This is a genomic window from Polynucleobacter meluiroseus, from assembly GCF_900205755.1.
Classification (GTDB): Bacteria; Pseudomonadota; Gammaproteobacteria; order Burkholderiales; family Burkholderiaceae; genus Polynucleobacter; species Polynucleobacter meluiroseus.
Map to the genome: position 1 here is coordinate 491,118 of NZ_OANS01000001.1, position 19,168 is coordinate 510,285.

Annotated in this window: 21 protein-coding genes and 2 tRNA genes; 20 read left to right on the forward strand and 3 right to left on the reverse strand. The window is 48.2% G+C overall.

What is annotated here, in order from left to right:
• Window positions 1-6 precede the first annotated feature (6 nt).
• From CP950_RS02575 to nagZ, 9 genes are all read left to right on the forward strand, one after another.
• Window positions 7-1,458 (forward strand): DegQ family serine endoprotease, encoded by a 1,452-nt coding sequence (locus CP950_RS02575; RefSeq protein WP_096672271.1) that lies wholly within the window; start codon window positions 7-9, stop codon window positions 1,456-1,458.
• Between the two features lie 144 nt (window positions 1,459-1,602).
• Window positions 1,603-3,408: a translation elongation factor 4 gene (gene lepA / locus CP950_RS02580; RefSeq protein ID WP_096672272.1), complete on the forward strand. Its 1,806-nt coding sequence runs from the start codon at window positions 1,603-1,605 to the stop codon at window positions 3,406-3,408.
• Entirely contained in the window at window positions 3,408-4,214 is an 807-nt protein-coding gene (lepB, locus tag CP950_RS02585) for a signal peptidase I (RefSeq protein WP_096672273.1), read from the forward strand. The genes lepA and lepB overlap by 1 nt, the downstream gene beginning before the upstream one ends.
• 22 nt (window positions 4,215-4,236) lie before the next feature.
• Window positions 4,237-5,010 carry a ribonuclease III gene (rnc, locus tag CP950_RS02590; RefSeq protein ID WP_207760194.1) on the forward strand — a complete coding sequence of 258 codons (774 nt, stop codon included), beginning with the start codon at window positions 4,237-4,239 and terminating at the stop codon, window positions 5,008-5,010.
• A gap of 2 nt (window positions 5,011-5,012) precedes the next feature.
• Window positions 5,013-5,951 carry a GTPase Era gene (gene era, locus CP950_RS02595; RefSeq protein ID WP_096672275.1) on the forward strand — a complete coding sequence of 313 codons (939 nt, stop codon included), beginning with the start codon at window positions 5,013-5,015 and terminating at the stop codon, window positions 5,949-5,951.
• 6 nt (window positions 5,952-5,957) lie between these two features.
• Window positions 5,958-6,692, forward strand: coding sequence for a DNA repair protein RecO (gene recO / locus CP950_RS02600; RefSeq protein WP_096672276.1), 735 nt, complete (start codon window positions 5,958-5,960; stop codon window positions 6,690-6,692).
• Window positions 6,693-6,704: 12 nt separating this feature from the next.
• On the forward strand, window positions 6,705-7,463 hold the full coding sequence (locus CP950_RS02605) for a pyridoxine 5'-phosphate synthase (protein WP_096672277.1): 759 nt from the start codon (window positions 6,705-6,707) through the stop codon (window positions 7,461-7,463).
• Window positions 7,460-7,852, forward strand: a complete 393-nt coding sequence (gene acpS, locus CP950_RS02610) for a holo-ACP synthase (protein WP_096672278.1) — start codon at window positions 7,460-7,462, stop codon at window positions 7,850-7,852. Before CP950_RS02605 ends, acpS begins: the two co-directional genes overlap by 4 nt.
• A gap of 16 nt (window positions 7,853-7,868) precedes the next feature.
• The gene (gene nagZ / locus CP950_RS02615) at window positions 7,869-8,945 is read left to right on the forward strand and encodes a beta-N-acetylhexosaminidase (protein WP_096672279.1); all 1,077 of its coding nucleotides are present in this window, start codon (window positions 7,869-7,871) and stop codon (window positions 8,943-8,945) included.
• Window positions 8,946-9,014: 69 nt separating this feature from the next.
• Here nagZ and efp read toward each other — a convergent pair whose 3' ends face one another.
• A complete protein-coding gene (efp, locus tag CP950_RS02620) occupies window positions 9,015-9,575 on the reverse strand; it encodes an elongation factor P (RefSeq protein WP_096672280.1) in 561 nt (186 codons plus the stop codon).
• Between the two features lie 87 nt (window positions 9,576-9,662).
• Window positions 9,663-10,733 carry an elongation factor P maturation arginine rhamnosyltransferase EarP gene (gene earP / locus CP950_RS02625; protein ID WP_096672281.1) on the reverse strand — a complete coding sequence of 357 codons (1,071 nt, stop codon included), beginning with the start codon at window positions 10,731-10,733 and terminating at the stop codon, window positions 9,663-9,665.
• Here earP and uvrC point away from each other — a divergent pair.
• The 5 genes from uvrC to CP950_RS02650 all read left to right on the forward strand — a co-directional run bounded on the left by uvrC (window position 10,732) and on the right by CP950_RS02650 (window position 14,124).
• A complete protein-coding gene (uvrC, locus tag CP950_RS02630) occupies window positions 10,732-12,648 on the forward strand; it encodes an excinuclease ABC subunit UvrC (protein ID WP_096672282.1) in 1,917 nt (638 codons plus the stop codon). The two genes, earP and uvrC, sit on opposite strands and share 2 nt — an antisense overlap.
• A gap of 40 nt (window positions 12,649-12,688) precedes the next feature.
• Window positions 12,689-13,264, forward strand: a complete 576-nt coding sequence (gene pgsA / locus CP950_RS02635) for a CDP-diacylglycerol--glycerol-3-phosphate 3-phosphatidyltransferase (protein ID WP_096672283.1) — start codon at window positions 12,689-12,691, stop codon at window positions 13,262-13,264.
• A gap of 115 nt (window positions 13,265-13,379) precedes the next feature.
• Window positions 13,380-13,455 (forward strand) — tRNA-Gly (locus CP950_RS02640).
• A gap of 50 nt (window positions 13,456-13,505) precedes the next feature.
• Window positions 13,506-13,579: transfer RNA gene (locus CP950_RS02645), tRNA-Cys, on the forward strand.
• A gap of 83 nt (window positions 13,580-13,662) precedes the next feature.
• Complete coding sequence (locus CP950_RS02650; protein ID WP_096672284.1) at window positions 13,663-14,124, forward strand: hypothetical protein; 462 nt, start codon at window positions 13,663-13,665, stop codon at window positions 14,122-14,124.
• Between the two features lie 67 nt (window positions 14,125-14,191).
• On the opposite strand, the gene lexA is transcribed toward CP950_RS02650, so the two are convergent.
• On the reverse strand, window positions 14,192-14,911 hold the full coding sequence (gene lexA, locus CP950_RS02655; protein ID WP_096672424.1) for a transcriptional repressor LexA: 720 nt from the start codon (window positions 14,909-14,911) through the stop codon (window positions 14,192-14,194).
• A 60-nt stretch (window positions 14,912-14,971) separates the two neighbouring features.
• Here lexA and CP950_RS02660 point away from each other — a divergent pair, with 60 nt between their 5' ends.
• The 6 genes from CP950_RS02660 (at window position 14,972) to dnaB (ending at window position 19,115) form a co-directional block, all read left to right on the forward strand.
• Entirely contained in the window at window positions 14,972-16,048 is a 1,077-nt protein-coding gene (locus tag CP950_RS02660; protein ID WP_096672285.1) for an asparaginase, read from the forward strand.
• Window positions 16,049-16,172: 124 nt separating this feature from the next.
• The gene (gene rpsF, locus CP950_RS02665; protein WP_096672286.1) at window positions 16,173-16,547 is read left to right on the forward strand and encodes a 30S ribosomal protein S6; all 375 of its coding nucleotides are present in this window, start codon (window positions 16,173-16,175) and stop codon (window positions 16,545-16,547) included.
• A gap of 59 nt (window positions 16,548-16,606) precedes the next feature.
• Window positions 16,607-16,900, forward strand: coding sequence for a primosomal replication protein N (gene priB, locus CP950_RS02670; protein WP_096672287.1), 294 nt, complete (start codon window positions 16,607-16,609; stop codon window positions 16,898-16,900).
• A 13-nt stretch (window positions 16,901-16,913) separates the two neighbouring features.
• Window positions 16,914-17,186, forward strand: coding sequence for a 30S ribosomal protein S18 (gene rpsR, locus CP950_RS02675; RefSeq protein WP_096672288.1), 273 nt, complete (start codon window positions 16,914-16,916; stop codon window positions 17,184-17,186).
• Window positions 17,187-17,199: 13 nt separating this feature from the next.
• Window positions 17,200-17,652, forward strand: a complete 453-nt coding sequence (rplI, locus tag CP950_RS02680) for a 50S ribosomal protein L9 (protein ID WP_096672289.1) — start codon at window positions 17,200-17,202, stop codon at window positions 17,650-17,652.
• 23 nt (window positions 17,653-17,675) lie between these two features.
• The gene (gene dnaB, locus CP950_RS02685) at window positions 17,676-19,115 is read left to right on the forward strand and encodes a replicative DNA helicase (protein WP_419185558.1); all 1,440 of its coding nucleotides are present in this window, start codon (window positions 17,676-17,678) and stop codon (window positions 19,113-19,115) included.
• Window positions 19,116-19,168 lie beyond the last annotated feature (53 nt).

Here is a 19,168-nt window from a genome sequence, read left to right on the forward strand (position 1 = left end):
AGAATCATGAAAAAGCACCTTATTTCGCTTCTTACTATTGTTAGTTTGGGACAGGCTGTTTTTATTTCTTCAGCCTTAGCGCAGTCACCTAGAGTGGCTATTCCTGACTTTGCGGATTTAGTGGAGCGGGCCAGTCCAGCGGTAGTCAATATTCGAACCACTGAAAAGGTCATGGTGCAGCAAGCCCAAGGTGGTATTCCGGGCATTCCAGAAGATCAAGCTGAATTCTTTCGACGCTTCTTTGGGGTTCCTATCCCAGGCATTCCCAATGGTTCGCGCCAAACACCGCAAAATAACGCTAAACCGCAAGAAGCCGATCGGGGTGTGGGCTCTGGCTTCATTATGGAATCGAATGGTCTGATTCTCACGAATGCCCATGTCGTTGAGGGCGCCAACACCATTTATGTCATGCTGACCGATAAGCGGGAATTCAAGGCCAAGTTACTTGGTATGGATAAGCGCACTGACGTGGCTGTCATCAAAATTGAAGCCCGTGACTTACCTCGATTACCTTTAGGCGACTCATCTAAGCTCAGGGTAGGTGAGTGGGTGCTTGCCATTGGGTCTCCCTTTGGTCTCGATAACACGGTGACAGCGGGTATTGTTTCGGCTAAGAGCCGGGATACTGGCGATTACTTGCCCTTTATTCAGACTGACGTGGCGGTCAATCCTGGCAACTCCGGCGGTCCCTTAGTTAATACTGCCGGACAGGTCGTCGGCATTAATTCACAAATATTCAGCCGCTCTGGTGGGTATATGGGCATCTCATTTGCAATTCCTATTGACGAGGCGATGAGGGTGGCGGATCAGCTCCGTAGCAACGGCAAAATGACGCGGGGTCGCATTGGAGTTGCTTTGGGTGACATGACTAAAGAGGTGGCTGAAAGCTTGGGATTGGGCAAACCACGTGGCGCTTATGTTCGTAATGTTGAGCCAGGTGGTCCAGCTGCTCTTGGGGGTGTTGAGTCCGGCGATGTCATTTTGAGTTTTAACGGCCGCGATATTGCCAAATCTACCGATCTGCCAAGACTGGTTGGAGAAACCAAGCCCGGATCGAGCGCCAATCTCCAGGTTTGGCGTAAAGGGGCAAGCCGTGATTTAACCGTAGTGGTAATCGACGCTGATGCCACAGCGCACGCCAGCAGCAAAAAACCAGAGCAGTTAAGCGCAAATCCTGCTTCAGGAAGCATTCTTGGGGTGACGGTGAATGAAGTTTCCGACCTTAAAAAGAGAGAGCTTAATATCCGCAATGGGGTTGAGGTAGTGAGTTTGAATGATGGCCCATTAGAAAGGGCTGGAATTCGTCCTGGGGATGTCATTATTCGCTTAGCGGATAACGATATTACTGGGGTAAAGCAGTTTGAGGCCCTTTTGAAGGGCTTAGATGCCGGCAAGTCGGTGCCTATATTTATCCGTCGGGCTGACAGCACACTGGTTATTCCCATAAAGCTGAAATAAGTAAAAACAGCATTCTATTGGCAAAAAAGCGGGTTCAGCGCCAATTTGGCGCTAACCATTACAATCACCATAAGACGGCTTTTTGCAGCGCATCATTGTGGTGTGTTCTGATAAGGCGTTTTTTGAGTGACCAAATAAGACGCCATGGATTTAATTCGTAATTTCTCTATCATCGCCCACATCGACCACGGTAAATCGACCTTGGCCGACCGAATTATTCAACTCTGTGGCGGACTCTCAGATCGGGAGATGGAGGCTCAGGTGCTTGATTCGATGGATATCGAACGTGAGCGCGGCATTACCATCAAAGCCCAAACGGCGGCCTTAAATTACAAAGCCAAAGATGGCAAGGTCTATAACCTCAACCTCATTGATACCCCGGGGCACGTCGACTTCTCTTATGAAGTAAGTCGCTCCTTATCAGCTTGTGAGGGTGCTTTATTGGTAGTGGACGCTAGTCAAGGCGTCGAGGCACAAACCGTAGCTAACTGCTACACCGCTATCGAATTAGGCGTTGAAGTAGTGCCTATTCTCAATAAGATCGATTTACCGCAAGCTGATCCCGAGCGCGCCAAACAAGAAATTGAAGATGTGATCGGCATTGATGCCACAGACGCCATGACCTGTTCCGCTAAGACTGGGCTTGGCGTCATCGATGTCATTGAAGAAATGATCAAGCGCGTGCCCCCTCCAACGGGCAGCGCTACAGAGCCGCTGCAAGCCTTGATAGTGGATTCGTGGTTTGATAATTATGTTGGTGTGGTGATGTTGGTGCGCGTCTTCAATGGCACCTTAAAGCCTAAAGACAAAATTACTTTGATGGCAAATGGCTCAACTCACCTTGTCGAACATGTGGGTGTCTTTAGCCCTAAGTCGGTGGATAGACCCGAACTCAGCGCTGGGCAAGTGGGCTTCATCATTGCGGGCATTAAGGAATTAAAAGCAGCCAAAGTGGGCGACACAGTGACTCACGCTACAGGTCAACAGGGCCGCACTCCTGCGTCTGAGCCCTTACCCGGATTTAAGGAAGTGAAATCCCAAGTATTTGCTGGACTCTATCCGGTTGAAGCGAATGAATACGATCAATTGCGCGAATCTCTTGAGAAATTAAAACTTAACGATGCTTCCTTGCTGTATGAACCGGAAGTATCACAGGCGCTCGGGTTTGGATTTCGGTGTGGTTTCCTAGGGTTGTTGCATATGGAGATTGTGCAAGAACGTTTAGAGCGTCAATATGGCATGAATCTGATTACGACTGCTCCCACCGTGGTGTATCAAGTCGCACAATCTGACGGCACGATCTTGATGGTGGATAACCCTTCCAAGATGCCTGAAGTAAGTAAGGTTGATACGATCTTGGAGCCGATTGTGACAGTCAACCTCTACATGCCGCAAGAGTATGTGGGGTCCATCATTACCTTATGTGTAGGCAAGCGCGGTATTCAGACGGATATGAATTATCTCGGCCGTCAAGTAAAGCTCACTTATGAATTACCCATGGCTGAAATCGTGATGGATTTCTTTGACCGCTTGAAGTCGATCTCGCGCGGTTACGCTTCGATGGATTATGAGTTTTTAGAATACCGTCCAGCTGATGTGGTGAAGGTAGATATCTTGATTAATAACGAGCGCGTTGATGCGCTGTCCGTCATTGTGCACCGAAGCAATAGTCAGCATCGAGGACGTGAAGTCGTCGCTAAAATGCGCGGCATCATTCCCCGTCAAATGTTTGACGTCGCCATTCAAGCTGCGATTGGTAGCAATATCGTTGCACGTGAGAATGTGAAGGCCTTACGTAAAAACGTCTTGGCTAAATGCTACGGTGGGGATATTTCTCGTAAGCGCAAGTTGCTAGAGAAGCAAAAAGAAGGCAAGAAGCGCATGAAGCAGGTAGGCAATGTGGAGATTCCACAAGAAGCGTTCTTGGCTATTTTACAGGTTGATGATTAATGAACTTTGCACTCATTCTTTTTATTCTAGTAATTATTTCTGGTATTGCTTGGGTTGCGGATCGCTTGTATTTTGCCCCCCAACGACGCCTCTCTGGTATCGAGCGGATGCCCTTATGGCTTGAATATACGGCTGGATTTTTCCCAGTAATTTGCGCTGTCTTTGTCTTGCGCTCTTTTATTGTTGAGCCCTTCAAAATTCCCTCCGGATCGATGATCCCCACGTTGCAGATCGGTGATTTCATTTTGGTGAATAAGTTCACTTATGGAATTCGATTGCCGGTGATTAATCAAAAAGTAGTCGATCTTGGCTCGCCAAAAAGAGGTGACGTAGTGGTGTTTCGCTACCCGCGCGATGAGTCGGTGGATTACATCAAGCGCATAGTCGCGCTGCCAGGCGATGTGGTTCAGTATCAAGATAAACGCTTAACAATTAATGGCCAACCCCTTCAGTACAGCGGCGGACAACCCTATCTTGATCCTGAAAATATGCGCTATGCGAAACGGTTTACAGAGGCCTTCCCTGCAGACTTGGGTGGCTTACAGCATGAGATTCTGAATGATCCTGATCGCCCTGCAGGGAATTTTCCTACCGAGCGTTTTCCCGGATTTGAAAATTGCCAATATCAAAATGCGGGTTTAACTTGCAAAGTACCAGCGGGCCACTATTTTGCAATGGGTGACAACCGCGACAATAGTGCTGACTCGCGTTACTGGGGGTTTGTGCCTGATAAAAATATCGTTGGCAGAGCATTCTTTGTGTGGCTCAATTTAGGTAATCTTGGCCGCATTGGCGGCTTCGAATAAGCTCATGAACGCCCGCGCCGTCATCGGCACCAACCCACTCCAAGAGCGCTTGGGCTATACGTTCAAAAAAATTGAACTCTTAAATCAGGCCTTAACGCATCGCAGTCATAGTAAAAAGAATAATGAGCGCTTGGAGTTTTTAGGTGACTCTATTCTGAACTGCGTAGTGGCGGAAATGCTCTACGAGCGTTACCCTGATTTAGATGAGGGTGATCTTTCTAGGGTGCGCGCAAATTTAGTGAAGCAGCAAGCTTTATATGAAATCGCCCAAACACTCTCCCTGTCTGACTATCTGCACCTGGGTGAAGGCGAGCTCAAAAGCGGCGGCTTTCGTCGTCCTTCCATTTTGGCTGATACCTTAGAGGCAGTGACTGGCGCTATTTTTTTGGATGGTGGCTTTGATGCTGCTAAAACGTGTTTACGCAAACTCTATTCCATTATCTTGGCCCATGTCGATCCCAAGACTTTAGGTAAGGACGATAAAACGTTGCTGCAAGAGTGTTTGCAAAGTTTTCAATTACCGCTTCCTACTTACAACGTTACAGGCACGACAGGCGCTGCCCACAATCAGCAGTTTGAAGTCGAGTGCCTGATTACGAGTTTAAAAATCGAAGTAAAAGGTGGGGGTGCATCGCGTCGAGCGGCTGAACAAGCGGCCGCCAAGCTCGCCCTGACGGCGGTGCTAAAAGCTTTACCTCAGGAATCCCGTAAACCTAAGAAGACGCGCTCCGCCAAGAAGAAGGCAGCGCAAAAAGAAGTAACCGAAGAGCAGTTAAATCTTAAGCTGAAGGGCTAATCATGTTTAGATGCGGCACAATTGCGATCGTTGGGCGCCCTAATATGGGCAAGTCGACTTTGCTGAACGCGCTGGTTGGTCAAAAAATTAGTATTACGTCACGCAAGGCGCAAACCACACGTCATCGTATTTTGGGTATTCAGAATCGCGAGGAGGCCCAATTTATTTTTATTGATACACCAGGCTTTCAAACGCGTTTACTCAACACCCTCAATAAGGCCTTGAACCGTACGGTGACAACAGCCTTGCAGGATGTCAATGTGGCCTGCTTTGTGGTTGAGGCGGGCTATTTTGGTGATGATGACGTAAAGGTACTGCGTTTATTGCCTGATGATCTGCCCATCGTTTTGGTGCTAAATAAACTAGATTTGTTTAATAGTCGCTTTCAGACTCCTGGCGAGCGTGATCAGGCCTTATTGGATTTCATGAAAAAAATGAGTCAGCCTTGGAATGAATTAGGCGGACGTGAAGATCAAAACAAGTGCGAGTTCAAAGAAATCGTGCCCATGAGCGCAAAGAGTCCTGGAGATATTGAGCGACTTTTGGATGTTTTAGAAGGGTACTTACCTGAGGCTGAAGCAGTCTACGATGGCGATACCCTGACTGACCGCAGTGAGCGCTTTATGGCCGCAGAGATATTGCGTGAGAAAGTCTTCCGCTTCACCGGTGAAGAGTTGCCTTACACCAGCACAGTTGTGATCGACCAATTTAAGATGGATGGCAAGATGCGCCGCATTGCTGCAACCATCTTGGTAGATCGCGATAGCCACAAGGCGATGATCATCGGTCAAAAGGGTGAACGCCTCAAGAAAATATCCACTGATGCACGAATTGATATGGAAAAATTATTTGATGGCAAAGTCTTTTTGGAGACTTGGATTAAGGTCAAGCGCGGTTGGGCTGACGACCGAGCCGAACTTCGGGCGCAGGGTTTGGAATAAATAGCTATGGCGTATCTTCGTGTCGCTGACGAACCCGCTTTTGTATTGCATAGCATTCCCTATAAAGAAACCAGCCTGATTCTGGATGTGTTTACGCGCCAGCATGGCCGCATGGCTTTAATTGCTAAAGGCGCTAAACGACCCCACTCTACTCTCCGGCCAGTACTTCAACGATTTCAGCCTTTGCTAGTCTCTTGGAGTGGCAAATCCGAGTTACGTACGCTGACTAAATCCGAATGGGTTGGGGGAGTGCCTTCCTTAGTTGGCGATGCTCTGCTGTGCGGCTTTTATTTAAATGAATTGCTTGTCAAGTTCTTGGCGCGCGAAGATCAATATGAAACGCTCTACGATCATTACCTAGATACCATCACTGCGCTCTCTAACTTAGAGTTTGAATCCAAGGGTCTAGAAGAAATCTTACGCCCCTTTGAATTAACCCTCTTACAAGAAACAGGTTATGCCGCCGCTTTAGATTACTGTGTTGAAACCAATGAAGCCCCGATTGCCAAGGAGCGCTATGTTTATCAACCTGAGCGAGGCGTGCGCCCTATCCAAGCGGATGATCCAGGCCATTGGCCCGTTTTGATGGGCCGCTCCTTATTAGCAATTGCGCTGGGAGATTTTTCTGATCCGGAAACGCTTTCAGAGAGCAAGCAGTTAATGCGCTTCTTGCTTGGACTCCATTTGCAAGATCAAGTCCTTACCACCCGACAAATCCTGATTGATTTGAAGAAAATCTAGTAATCTAGCAAGATGAATACTCCATCAGTAATTGAGCTTGGTATCAATATAGATCACGTAGCGACCCTTAGAAATGCGCGGGGCACTGTTTATCCCAGCCCTCTCAAGGCGGCGATGCTGGCGGAGGAGTATGGGGCAGATGTGATTACTTTACATTTACGTGAAGATCGCCGTCATATTAAAGATGCGGACTTATTTGCAATCCGCCCATTGATCAAGACGCGCATGAATTTAGAGTGTGCTGTCACCCCTGAGATGCTGGCAATTGCTTGTAAAGTAAAGCCCCATGACGTGTGCCTAGTGCCTGAGAAGCGCGAAGAAGTTACCACTGAGGGTGGCTTGGATGTAGTGAATTATTTCTCCATAGTAAAAGCGGCTACTGCGCAACTACAAGATGCGGGGATTCGGGTGTCCTTATTCATTGACCCAGAAGAAAAGCAATTGTCGGCGGCAAAAGAGCTGGGTGCAACGGTAGTGGAGCTTCACACTGGGCGCTATGCCAATCTCAGTGATGGTGAGCAAGCACAAGAATTAGTGCGCATTGAGCGTGCGGCGCAATTTGCAAAAAGTTTAGGACTTCGGGTCAATGCGGGTCATGGCCTGAACGAAAGTAATGTATCGCCCATTGCTGCGCTGCTTGAGCTCTCTGAGTTAAATATTGGCCATGCCATTGTGGCTGAGGCAGTATTTAAAGGTTGGGAGCGCGCGATTAAGGATATGCAGACCCTAATGCAACAGGGTAGGGCTCAAGCGCAGACGGGTCATGCATGATTATTGGTATTGGCACTGACATTCTGCAGATTCAGCGTTTAGAGGCCGCTTATGAGCGCACGCAAGGTCGTTTGGCTGAAAAGATCTTAGGGCCAGATGAGATGGTGGTCTTTCGACAGCGGCTGGCTCGCAATCATCAGCGTGGCATTGCTTTCTTGGCCACCCGCTTTGCAGCCAAAGAGGCATTTTCGAAAGCCATTGGACTAGGAATGCGAATGCCAATGACCTGGCGTCTTTTGCAAACGCTTAATGAGCCGAGCGGTAAACCGGTGACATCCTATTTGGGCGTACTCGCTCAATTTATGACTGAGAAAAACTGGGAAGCTCAAGTCACAGTAAGCGATGAAAAAGAGATGGCGATTGCCTTTGTGATTGTGACGCAAAAGTAGAATTGAAAGAAGGTACATGACTAAAGCAAAAATGCAACCAGGCCCCATCACATTAGATGTCTTAGGTTTAGAGCTGAAAGCCGAGGATCGACGCCGTATCAGTCACCCGCTTACTGGCGGCGTTATTTTGTTTGGCAGAAACTTCGCTAATCGCAAGCAACTGACCAAACTAACTGCCGATATTAAGAAGTTACGCCCTGACGTTTTAATCTCCATTGATCACGAGGGCGGAAGAGTGCAGCGCTGCAGGTCTGACGACTTTACTCATTTACCTGCAATGCGCAAGCTTGGTGAACTCTGGGAGAAGAAAAATAAATCGACCCACGCCGCTGAATCGGCTGCGATAGCAATGGCTGCAGCAACTGCCTGTGGTTATATCTTGGCCGCCGAACTTCGTGCCTGTGGTGTGGATTTCAGTTTTACGCCAGTGTTGGATTTAGATTTTGGTCGCAGTGAGGTGATCGGTGATCGCTCCTTTAGCCGCGATCCACAACTTGTTTTTGCATTGGCGAAAAGTCTCAATGAGGGCTTGCGTTTAGCCGGTATGGCTAATTGCGGCAAACACTTTCCGGGTCACGGTTGGGCTGAGGCTGACTCGCATGTAGCTATTCCGGTAGATGAGCGCTCACTCAAGCAAATCTTGAATGCAGACGCTAAACCTTATGAGTGGCTCGATCTGAGTTTGGCAGCAGTGATGCCAGCCCATGTGATCTATCCCAAGGTGGATAAGCATCCAGCTGGATTTTCTAAGATTTGGTTACATTCTATTCTTCGTCAAGAGTTGGGATTTGAAGGGGTAATCTTTAGTGATGATCTGTCAATGGAGGGTGCTAGTGTTGCAGGCTCCGTGGTTAAGGGCGCTGAAATGGCACTCGACGCTGGATGTGATGCAGTATTGATTTGCAACCGACCTGATTTGGCTGACGAGCTACTCTCTCAACTCAAGGTATCAAAAGCCAAGCAAGCAGAATCTGCCAGGCGTTTAAATCGTTTAATGCCCAAGGGACCTGCTAGCTCTTGGAATGCATTGCAGGATGAGCTTGAGTATCGGCATGCTAAAGCACTATTAAAGAAGTTGGCCCTGATTCAATAAGCGTCACTGGAATACGGTAGGCATAAAAAAGCCCGGCATGCCGGGCTTTTAAACTATTGCAAACTTAGATTAGTTTGCGCGGCTACGATATTCACCATTACGCGTATCAATCTCAATCTTGTCACCAGTATTGCAAAACAGGGGAACCTGTAATTCGTAACCGGTAGCAAGTTTGGCGGTCTTCAGAACTTTGCCTGAGCTGGTGTCGCCCTTGACTGCAGGTTCTGTGTAAACAATTTCACGAACTAAGGAATTGGGCATGGCAACGGAAAGGGCTTTGCCTTCATAGAAAACGACTTCGCAAGGCATACCTTCTTCGAGGTAATTGAGTGCATCGCCCATGAACTCAGCTTCTACTTCGTACTGGTTGTAGTCAGTATCCATAAAGACATACATTGGATCTGCGAAGTAAGAATACGTACATTCTTTCTTATCCAAAATCACCACATCAAACTTATCGTCCGCCTTGTATACACCTTCATTAGGCGCACCCGAGATCAGGTTCTTAAATTTCATTTTGACAACTGAGGAGTTGCGGCCTGAGCGGCTGTATTCGGCTTTCAAAACGACCATGGCATCAGTGCCGATCATTACTACGTTACCAACGCGGAGTTCTTGTGCTGTTTTCATCTTGCTATTCCTGGGTGCAGAGCTGAATTTCTGCGAATTTTGTCAAAAACAAGATTGTAACCGCCCAGCGCTACTTTCGACCTAAGCTTAGGCTACAAATGCCATTAAACGGGCAGCCAGGCCCCCATCTGCTTGACTACCTAGTAATTGGGTTCTCCAAGTCTTGGCATGCTCAGTCCAAGAATCTAAGCCCCCAATCCACTCAGAGGGCATTGCCCAGGACATCGCCTGATTGCAACTGGTCTGCAGGTTGTCATCTGCCAAGGCTAGGTAAAGATCTAAAAAGGCCTGTAATTTCACCTCATGCGCTTGGTCTGCTTGGGGGTAGATGTGCCAAATAAAGGGCTTGCCGGCTAACTGGGCTCGTAAAAAGGAATCCTCACCTCTCACAATATTGAAATCGCATTGCCCAAGCACCCAGTCATAGTCATCCTGCGATACAAAAGGCATCGACACTAATTGAATTTGCGGGGGGATTAGGGCGGGATCCCTTAAGGTCAGGTTGAGTTGCTCGCGTAGTCCATAGGTCAGAATCACATCAACGTTCTGACCAGTGCCGCCTAAGTCTTGTAGCCACTTTGCCAAAGGCGCTCCAGGGTAGCAGAACAGACTGATTCTTTTGGTGTTGGGTCTAAGTTGTTGCCAAGTCGACTGCACGCTTTGAGGAATGAGTTCGCCTGTTTGAGTCGATACAGCGGGTACTGGGTCGAGCAATAGTCCCCCCGTATTCTCTTGAAAACCCGGAAAGAAAAAATATTTAGGAATGCCGTGGGCCTGGGGTGATGCTTTGCCATGAAAGTCGACCACCCAAGGCTCGGCGCTTAAATACTCCAAGTTAATAATGAGGGGCTTTTTGGGGGCGATGATTAAGCTAGTGAGATATCTCTCGGGAAGGGTGCAGCCGAATGCCTCAATGACCACATCGGGCGCTTGTGGAAAGTCTCTTGGAATATGCTCGCTGGCTTCCCAGGGCTGCAGGTCGATTTTGTCCCGAATAGACTGATCCACTCCAGATGCGAGTAAATTAAGGGTTGGCAGATCATCGCAGAAAATGCGAACCTCTTGCTGATGAAGGCTTGTTAAGCTTCTCGCAAGACGCCAACAAATACCTGCATCACCATAGTTATCAACGATATGACAGAAAATATCCCAACGCATGAGTAATTCGCTTTTTGAAAACCTTCAGCAAGATGTAAAAGGGTTGCCCGGATTGCCGGGAGTGTATCGTTTTTTTGACGAAGCGAGCCAGATTCTGTATGTCGGTAAAGCGCGTAATCTTAAAAAGCGGGTCTCCAGTTATTTTCAGAGTAAGCAATTATCTCCGCGTATTGCCCTGATGGTGGGCAAGATTGCCCGCTATGAGACAACAGTAACACGGACGGAAACCGAGGCTTTACTTCTCGAGAACAATCTCATCAAGGAATTGGCGCCGCCATTCAACATTCTGTTTCGTGATGATAAGTCTTACCCCTACGTCATGCTGACTGGCCATGAATTTCCTAGGCTTGCTTCGTATCGCGGCAAAGTGGATAAGCGTAACCATTACTTCGGCCCATTCCCAAATTCTTGGGCAGTACGTAATAGCGTGCAAATTCTGCAAAAGGTGTTTCGACTCAGAACCTGTGAAGATTCTGTTTTTAAGAATCGTAGTCGTCCCTGTCTCTTACACCAGATTCATCGTTGTAGCGCCCCTTGTGTTGGGCGTCTGAGTGTTCAGCAATATGGGCAAGATGTAGCTCAAGCAACTCGATTCTTGGAAGGGGACCACACGAGTGTCTTGTCTGAACTCGAGCGAGAAATGCATCTACATAGCGATGCGATGGAATTTGAGATGGCGGCTGTTCTTCGTGACCGCATTGCCGATTTGTCGGGCGTACTGCAGCAGCAGTCTATGGACACAGTTGCTGATGGTGAAGGGGATGTCGACATTATTGCCGTCGCAGAAATGGAGGGCGTAATTTGCGTCAACCTGGCCATGGTGCGGGGTGGCCGTCACTTGGGGGATCGTGCTTATTTTCCGAAGGGTTTGCGTTCCACTTCGGGAGAGCTTCCGCCTGCCCCTGAAATTTTAGAAGCGTTTATTGCTCAGCATTACTTAGAAGATAAAGAGGGCGATGCTGGTTTAAATGCCAAACTGATTCCGCCCGTACTAATCCTAAATCATGCTCTGCAAACGGCGGCGGATGATGGTGCCGTGATCCCAGAATCCCCCCCTGAAAGTTTGCATGACCTTTTAAATACTCAGGCCGGCAGAAAAGTCACCTTCTTGCACCAACCCCAAGGGCAACGACGCCACTGGTTATCGATGGCAGAAGGCAACGCCAAAATTGCGATTGCCAAACGGCTCGTTGAAACGGGCGGCCAACTCGCGCGGGCGCGAGCTTTAGCCGATATCTTAGCTTTGGAGCTAGAGAGCCTTGAGCAATTGCGGATTGAATGTTTCGATATTAGCCACACCTCTGGCGAAGCGACGCAGGCTTCTTGCGTGGTGTACGCAAAAAATGCCATGCAATCGAGCGAATATCGTCGGTTCAATATTAACGGTATCACCCCGGGAGATGACTATGCAGCGATGCGCCAGGTACTGCAGAGACGCTATGCCAACTTTCAGGAATTACCAGTGGAAAAAATGCCGCAAGTCATTCTGGTTGACGGGGGTAAGGGTCAAGTAGAGATGGCACGACAAGTACTCTCGGAATTTGGTATGGATATTGGTTTAATAGTAGGGGTTGCTAAAGGCGAGGGTCGTAAGGTGGGCCTTGAAGCTCTAATATTTGCGGATGGCCGCCCAGCGCTCGAGCTGGGTATCGGTAGTCCCGCCTTACTCTTGGTGGCGCAGATTCGGGATGAGGCACACCGCTTTGCAATTACAGGCATGCGGGCCAAGCGAGCCAAAGCGCGGACGGTTTCCAGGTTGGAGGAGATTGAGGGTATTGGAGCCAAGCGTCGGCAGAAATTACTCGCCCGTTTTGGCGGGCTCCGCGGTGTGGCGAGCGCCACTATCGAAGAATTAGCGGGTGTAGAGGGAATCTCTACCGCCTTAGCTGAACAAATCTACCAGCAACTTCATTAAGGCTGGCTAATGTATTCCGACATTGGTTTATGCTTGCAATATGCCATTTAATCTACCGATCGCCCTGACTTGGTTGCGCGTTGCGGCCATTCCTTTAATGGTGATTGTGTTCTATCTCCCCAACACTTGGCTTTCTCCGTTTGAGAAAAATCTGATTGCCACCATTATTTTTGTTTTTGCTGCTTTGACAGACTGGCTGGATGGATTCTTAGCGCGTCTCTTAAAGCAAGAGTCTGCTTTTGGACAATTTCTAGATCCTGTAGCGGACAAGCTCATCGTCGCGGCATCACTACTGGTGTTATTAAATATGGACCGAGTCCAAGTTTGGGTCGCACTCATCATCATCGGTCGTGAAATCACTATCTCCGCCTTAAGAGAATGGATGGCACTTTTAGGGGCGGGTAAAAGCGTTGCTGTGCACATGGTTGGCAAGCTAAAAACCACCGCTCAGCTCATAGCGATTCCCTTTTTATTGCTGAATGACACTTTATTTGGTTGGTTAGATTGCGCTCGCGTGGGCACTTGGTTGATCTGGGTTGCCTCCTTTTTAACCTTGTGGTCCATGTTTTATTACATGAAGAAGGCGCTTCCTCAGTTGGTCGAGCATCAGAAGTAAAGCTGGAAGTTCAATTGCCATAAGGCTTTCGTGTTTAATTGGTTTTACTTCTTGGCTGTTGTACAAACAAAAAATACCTTTCAGAAAATTGTTTGTTAAACTACTGCCCTGTTATGCGGGAATAGCTCAGCTGGTAGAGCGATACCTTGCCAAGGTATAGGTCGGGAGTTCGAACCTCCTTTCCCGCTCCATGTTCGATGGGAAGCCCTAAAAAGCTTCCCATTTTTGATTTTGAGTATTTGGCGCGTTGGCCGAGTGGTTAGGCAGGAGCCTGCAAAGCTTCGTACGGGGGTTCGATTCCCTCACGCGCCTCCAGTGATTTAGCTTGACGATTGATGAGCTTTCCCTAAAATGCGATAGTTAGGTGAACAGAATCTATTAATTTTTAGAGTGAAAATATGAATTCATTAAAGCAAGTCAAAATGATCGCGGCAACCTTGTTGCTTTCCAGCTTTTTGGCAGCCTGCGCTTCATCTGGCTCTTCACTTTCAGGCACCCCTGCAGAAGTTCAAGAAATTCAAACCCAGCTTTTGGGTGATATGCCTTTACCTCAAGGGGCTCGCATCTCAGGTGCCGACTCAATCATTATTGGCGGCGGTGATTCTTGGGTTGGGCGCGCGGTAATCAATGCTCTTCAGAGCGCTACCGAGGTTTATGCTTTTTTTCAATCCGAATATCCCAAAGCCGGCTGGAATACCGTGAGTGCGGTGAAGGCTAAAACCAGTATCTTGGTATTTACTAAGGGGGATAGAACCGCCACCGTTGAAATCAATGAAGGCTCACTCGGCGGCCCCAAATCAGTTATCACCATTACTTCTTCGCCTAAAAACGCAAATGTGATCGCACCTATCAAACGCTAAATAATCTAGGCGCTACATAGTAAAAAGGCCTCAAATAAGAGGCCTTTTTCAATTAGGGAAGCAAGACTTAAAGACCGCCGGAACGAATAAGCCCGACCGCTTGACCCTCAACAGCAAAGTTGGCCTGTCGACTATCCACTAGGATATTTTTGAAGTCTGGGTTTTCAGCTTGCAGTTCAATGACGATGCCGCTTGCGGTGGTCTTTTGATGCCAGCGCTTCACGGTGACTTCGTCATCTAAACGGGCAACCACGATATCGCCATTGCGAACTTCGGTAGCCTTTTTCACTGCCAAATAGTCGCCATCCAAAATGCCCGCATCACGCATGCTCATGCCCACTACTTTGAGTAAGTAATCGGCGCCCTTGCTAAATAAACTGGGATCGACTGGAATCTGTTTTTCAATATGTTCCACCGCCATGATGGGAGAGCCAGCGGCCACTCGACCGATTAAGGGTAGGGTGAGCTGTTGCAGTGCTCCAGACGGTAATGACATCTGACGGAAATGATTTTTATTTTGTTGCTGATTAAAGGGCTGCGAAATACGGATGCCACGCGAGGTTCCTGGCGTGAGTTCGATGTACCCTTTTTTTGCCAGCGCCCGAAGATGTTCTTCAGCCGCGTTGGCCGATGCGAAGCCCAATCGAGCGGCAATTTCTGCGCGTGTGGGTGGTGAACCACTATCGTCAATGGCATTGGTAATGAGCTCGAGGATTTCACGTTGACGCGCTGTGAGTTTTGGCAATGCCAGGAGCTCTTCAGAGAAATTAGCTGTATTTATATCCATACTGTCATTGTATACAGCACTTTTGTATAGTTCAAGCAAATTGGCGGTAGATAATAAGCCATGAGCCAAATTTCCAACGCCACCGAACAATTGCCCCATATCTTGGTTTTAGGGATGGGAGGCACCATCGCTGGTTTGGCGGCAGACCCAGAGGGTAACCCTAATAAGTACAAGGCTGGGCAGGTCGGCATAGACTCACTTTTAGCCCATATTGCATCAGCTTTACCTCAGAATATTGCGGTGATTTCAGAGCAATTGGCCAATATGAATAGCCGAAATCTCTCTGAATCGCTGCTCACGGATTTGGGAAACCGCATTCAAGAATGTCTCAATGATCTCCTAGTAAAGGGAATTGTCATTACTCACGGTACCGATACGATGGAGGAAACAGGCCTTTTTCTGCAAGCGACCTGCGGCCATCGTGCCCAAATATTAGGCAAAAGAATCGTCATTACCGGCGCCATGTTGCCGGCCAACGCGCCGGCAGCTGATGGTCCGAGAAATCTCGTTGATGCCATTAGCTGGGCATCCATGCCGCTGGAGAACTGTCCTAATGGTGTTTACGCAGTCATGTCTGGCAAAGTCTGCCTAGCAATGGATTTGGCGAAGCGCCACGGATCGGCTTTAAATGCCCCATTGCGAGATTCGCCAACGAGCCCCGTCAATTTGATTAATCCCTCATGGCTATCCTGCGTGAAAGCGGTGCAAGCAGCTTGGGGGGAGGATTTGCCAATTCCGAAGGCTGAAGAATGGCCTTGGGTAGAGATTTTGACAAGTCATGCGGGGGCAAGGGCGCGCACGATTAAGCATTGGCTCACTAGCGAAGTACTGGGCTTGGTTCTTGCTGGCACGGGGGCGGGGGGCTTTCATGATGATTGGTCCGAGCCCTTAGATGAAGCTATAGATCGTGGAATTGCTTTGGTGAGAACCAGCCGCACAGGGAGTGGCGCTACTTACCCCCATATTCCTGAAAAAGACGCGCATGGTTGCATGGCCTCGGGCACCTTATCTGCTCCACGAGCCAGAATCGCCCTTCAATTGGCCTTAAATGCCGCAGAAACACTGAAAATATCTGGTAAAGCCCTGACTTGGCAGGATTTTTTTGCTAGAATAGCCAACTTGCCTGAGTTTAGGTAAGCGTTTTAAAAGCCTTGTATGTTGTACTTACAATTTGTTACTACCTTGTCACACTGGCGCTAACTTCAACAACCATCGGAAGTTAGCAAGACGCCCAGGTGACTTTATCCTTAAGGAGTGTTAGATGCGTCATTATGAAATCGTTTTTATCGTCCATCCGGACCAAAGCGAGCAAGTGCCCGCCATGATCGAGCGCTACAAAGCGACATTAGCTACCGCAGGTGGCAAAGTGCATCGCATTGAAGACTGGGGCCGTCGTCAGATGGCTTACATGATCGACAAGCTTGCTAAAGCCCATTACGTTTGCATGAATATTGAGTGCGACCAGAAGACTCTGGAAGAGCTTGAGCATGCGTTCAAATTTAATGACGCTGTTTTACGTCACCTCATCATCAAGACGAAGAAAGCTGAAACTGAGCCTTCCATCATGATGAAAGAAGTGAATCGTGAAGAAGCGCGTAAATCTGCTCAAACTGAAGCTCCAGTAGCGGCAGCCTAAGCTAAAAATTTGAAGAGGAATAGACAGACTAGAAAACGAATTAGAGAAGCGGAGCGGCGTTGAATCATTTCACCCTCACTGCGATCTTAATTTCTAAAGACGCGATTCGATTTACCCCTGCAGGAATACCCGTAATGCATTGCCAGCTTGAACATAGCGGTGAAGTAAACGAGGTAGGAGTAGCAAGGAAAATTCAGATGAGTGTTGAAGCCATAGCGATTGGCCCCATACAAAGAGGGCTTGAGCAAATGGATTTAGGAGCTAAGGCGGTGTTCGAAGGATTCTTAGCGGCGAAGACTCTACGTAATCAAAGACTGGTATTCCATATCACCCACATTCAATTGAAAAATTAAAGAGGAAATCATCATGGCGTTTGGAAAGAAACCCGATTTCAAAAAGAAACCCGCTCAGAACCCATTGTTCAAGCGTAAGCGTTATTGCCGTTTTACTGTTGCTGGTGTTGAACAGATCGACTACAAAGATGTCGACACCTTGAAGGACTTTGTTGGCGAGAACGCCAAGATCACTCCTGCTCGTTTGACAGGCACAAAAGCAAAGTATCAGCGTCAGTTAGACACCGCTATCAAGCGTGCTCGTTTCCTGGCCCTGCTGCCATTCTCTGACCAACATAAGAAATAATTGGGAGCCCTCAATGCAAATCATTCTCTTAGAAAAAGTAACAAACCTGGGCAACCTTGGCGACGTAGTTCGCGTTAAAGACGGTTATGCTCGCAATTTCTTGATTCCACAACGCAAAGCGCGTCGCGCTACAGAAGCAGCTATTGCTGACTTTGCAGTACGTCGTGCCGAGTTGGAAAAGTTAGCTGCTGAGAAATTAGCTGCTGCGCAAGCTGTTGGTGAGAAGCTCAAGGATCTCGTACTCGAAATCGGTCAAAAAGCTGGTGTTGATGGTCGCTTGTTTGGTTCCGTAACAAACCACGATATTGCTGATGCTTTAAAAGCAAAAGGCTTTGATCTCGAAAAAGCGTCTGTTCGTTTACCTACTGGCCCATTAAAAATGGTTGGTGATCACCCTGTAGCGGTTGCTGTTCATACCGATGTAGTGACTGATATCACTGTCCGCGTAGTTGGCGAGCAAGCTTAAGTTTTACATTTAGCAATAGCCTCATGGCTGAATCTCCTATACGTTCCATTACGACCAATCTTGGCATGATGGGCTCTGGGGATTCGGTCGTGCAGGCCTTAAAGGTCCCACCCCATTCCGTAGAAGCTGAGCAATCTCTGCTTGGTGGTTTACTGATCGACAATACCGCTTGGGATCGTCTCGGCGGGATACTAACGGATAAAGATTTTTATCGCCCAGAGCACTCCTTGATCTACAAGGCAATCGCTCGTTTAGTTGGCGACAATCACCCGGCCGACGTCATCACGGTGCATGAGGCAGTCAAATCCGAACAGGGCGGTGATTTAGTCGGCATTGATTACCTTAATTCTTTAGCGCAAAACACCCCTAGTGCTGCCAATATCAAAGGGTATGCTGACATCGTGCGTGATCGCAGTATTTTGCGGCGCTTGATTGAAGTCTCCGACAGTATTGTGAGCTCGGCTTTTGTTCCTGAAGGGCGTTCAGTCAGAACCTTGCTGGATGAAGCAGAGGCCCGCATTTTGCAAATCGGGGAAGAGGGTAGCCGTAAAGCTGACTATCTTGAGATTGAACCCCTACTCAGAACTGTAGTTGCGCGGATTGATGAACTCTATAACCGTCAAGGCGGCAGCGACATCACTGGCATTGCAACTGGCTTTATAGATTTAGATAAGCAGACAAGTGGCCTCCAAAAAGGCGACTTAGTGATTGTTGCGGGCAGACCATCGATGGGTAAAACCGCGATGGCACTCAATATTGCTGAAAACGTTGCCTTGGCTGAGGGCTTGCCGGTTGTGATTTTCTCGATGGAGATGTCTGGTGAGCAATTGGCCTCGCGCTTGCTGGGATCAGTTGGGCGTGTAGACCAAAGTCGCATGCGTACTGGAAAACTGCAAGATGACGAATGGCCACGCGTGACTGATGCCATTGCCCGTTTAAGTAATACCCAAATTTTGATTGATGAAACTGGTGCTTTATCTAGCCTTGAGTTACGCACTAGAGCGAGACGGATTGCCCGAAACTTTGGTGGTACGCTCGGGCTTGTCGTGATTGACTACTTACAGCTGATGAGTGGCTCAGGTTCAGAAAATAGAGCAACTGAAATTTCTGAAATCTCCCGCTCCTTAAAATCTCTCGCAAAAGAATTGCAGTGTCCTGTAGTAGCGCTATCCCAGTTAAATCGCGGTCTTGAGCAACGCCCAAATAAACGTCCAATCATGTCCGATCTGCGTGAATCAGGCGCGATCGAGCAAGATGCTGATGTCATTATGTTTATCTATCGCGATGAGGTGTATCACCCCGACACCACCACCGACAAAGGCATCGCTGAAATCATCATTGGTAAACAGCGTAATGGCCCAATTGGGACGATTCGCCTGAGCTGGCAAGGGCCTTATACTAAGTTTGATAATTTAGCGATGGGCTCGAGTGGCTATTCTTCAGGCGGTTACGAGCCGTTTTAAGCTTGATGCTTGAGCTAATTCCCCTTAAGGGAAAAAAAGAAAAAGCCTCACAA

Coding starts and splice junctions, on each gene's coding strand:
- CP950_RS02575 (WP_096672271.1), top strand. CDS start 7: ATGAAAAAGCACCTTATTTCGCTTCTTACTATTGTTAGTTTGGGACAG.
- lepA (WP_096672272.1), top strand. CDS start 1,603: ATGGATTTAATTCGTAATTTCTCTATCATCGCCCACATCGACCACGGT.
- CP950_RS02660 (WP_096672285.1), top strand. CDS start 14,972: ATGAGCCAAATTTCCAACGCCACCGAACAATTGCCCCATATCTTGGTT.
- rpsF (WP_096672286.1), top strand. CDS start 16,173: ATGCGTCATTATGAAATCGTTTTTATCGTCCATCCGGACCAAAGCGAG.
- pgsA (WP_096672283.1), top strand. CDS start 12,689: ATGCCATTTAATCTACCGATCGCCCTGACTTGGTTGCGCGTTGCGGCC.
- CP950_RS02605 (WP_096672277.1), top strand. CDS start 6,705: ATGAATACTCCATCAGTAATTGAGCTTGGTATCAATATAGATCACGTA.
- earP (WP_096672281.1), bottom strand. CDS start 10,733: ATGCGTTGGGATATTTTCTGTCATATCGTTGATAACTATGGTGATGCA.
- era (WP_096672275.1), top strand. CDS start 5,013: ATGTTTAGATGCGGCACAATTGCGATCGTTGGGCGCCCTAATATGGGC.
- acpS (WP_096672278.1), top strand. CDS start 7,460: ATGATTATTGGTATTGGCACTGACATTCTGCAGATTCAGCGTTTAGAG.
- lepB (WP_096672273.1), top strand. CDS start 3,408: ATGAACTTTGCACTCATTCTTTTTATTCTAGTAATTATTTCTGGTATT.
- recO (WP_096672276.1), top strand. CDS start 5,958: ATGGCGTATCTTCGTGTCGCTGACGAACCCGCTTTTGTATTGCATAGC.
- efp (WP_096672280.1), bottom strand. CDS start 9,575: ATGAAAACAGCACAAGAACTCCGCGTTGGTAACGTAGTAATGATCGGC.
- rplI (WP_096672289.1), top strand. CDS start 17,200: ATGCAAATCATTCTCTTAGAAAAAGTAACAAACCTGGGCAACCTTGGC.
- rpsR (WP_096672288.1), top strand. CDS start 16,914: ATGGCGTTTGGAAAGAAACCCGATTTCAAAAAGAAACCCGCTCAGAAC.
- uvrC (WP_096672282.1), top strand. CDS start 10,732: ATGAGTAATTCGCTTTTTGAAAACCTTCAGCAAGATGTAAAAGGGTTG.
- CP950_RS02650 (WP_096672284.1), top strand. CDS start 13,663: ATGAATTCATTAAAGCAAGTCAAAATGATCGCGGCAACCTTGTTGCTT.
- dnaB (WP_419185558.1), top strand. CDS start 17,676: ATGGCTGAATCTCCTATACGTTCCATTACGACCAATCTTGGCATGATG.
- nagZ (WP_096672279.1), top strand. CDS start 7,869: ATGACTAAAGCAAAAATGCAACCAGGCCCCATCACATTAGATGTCTTA.
- lexA (WP_096672424.1), bottom strand. CDS start 14,911: ATGGATATAAATACAGCTAATTTCTCTGAAGAGCTCCTGGCATTGCCA.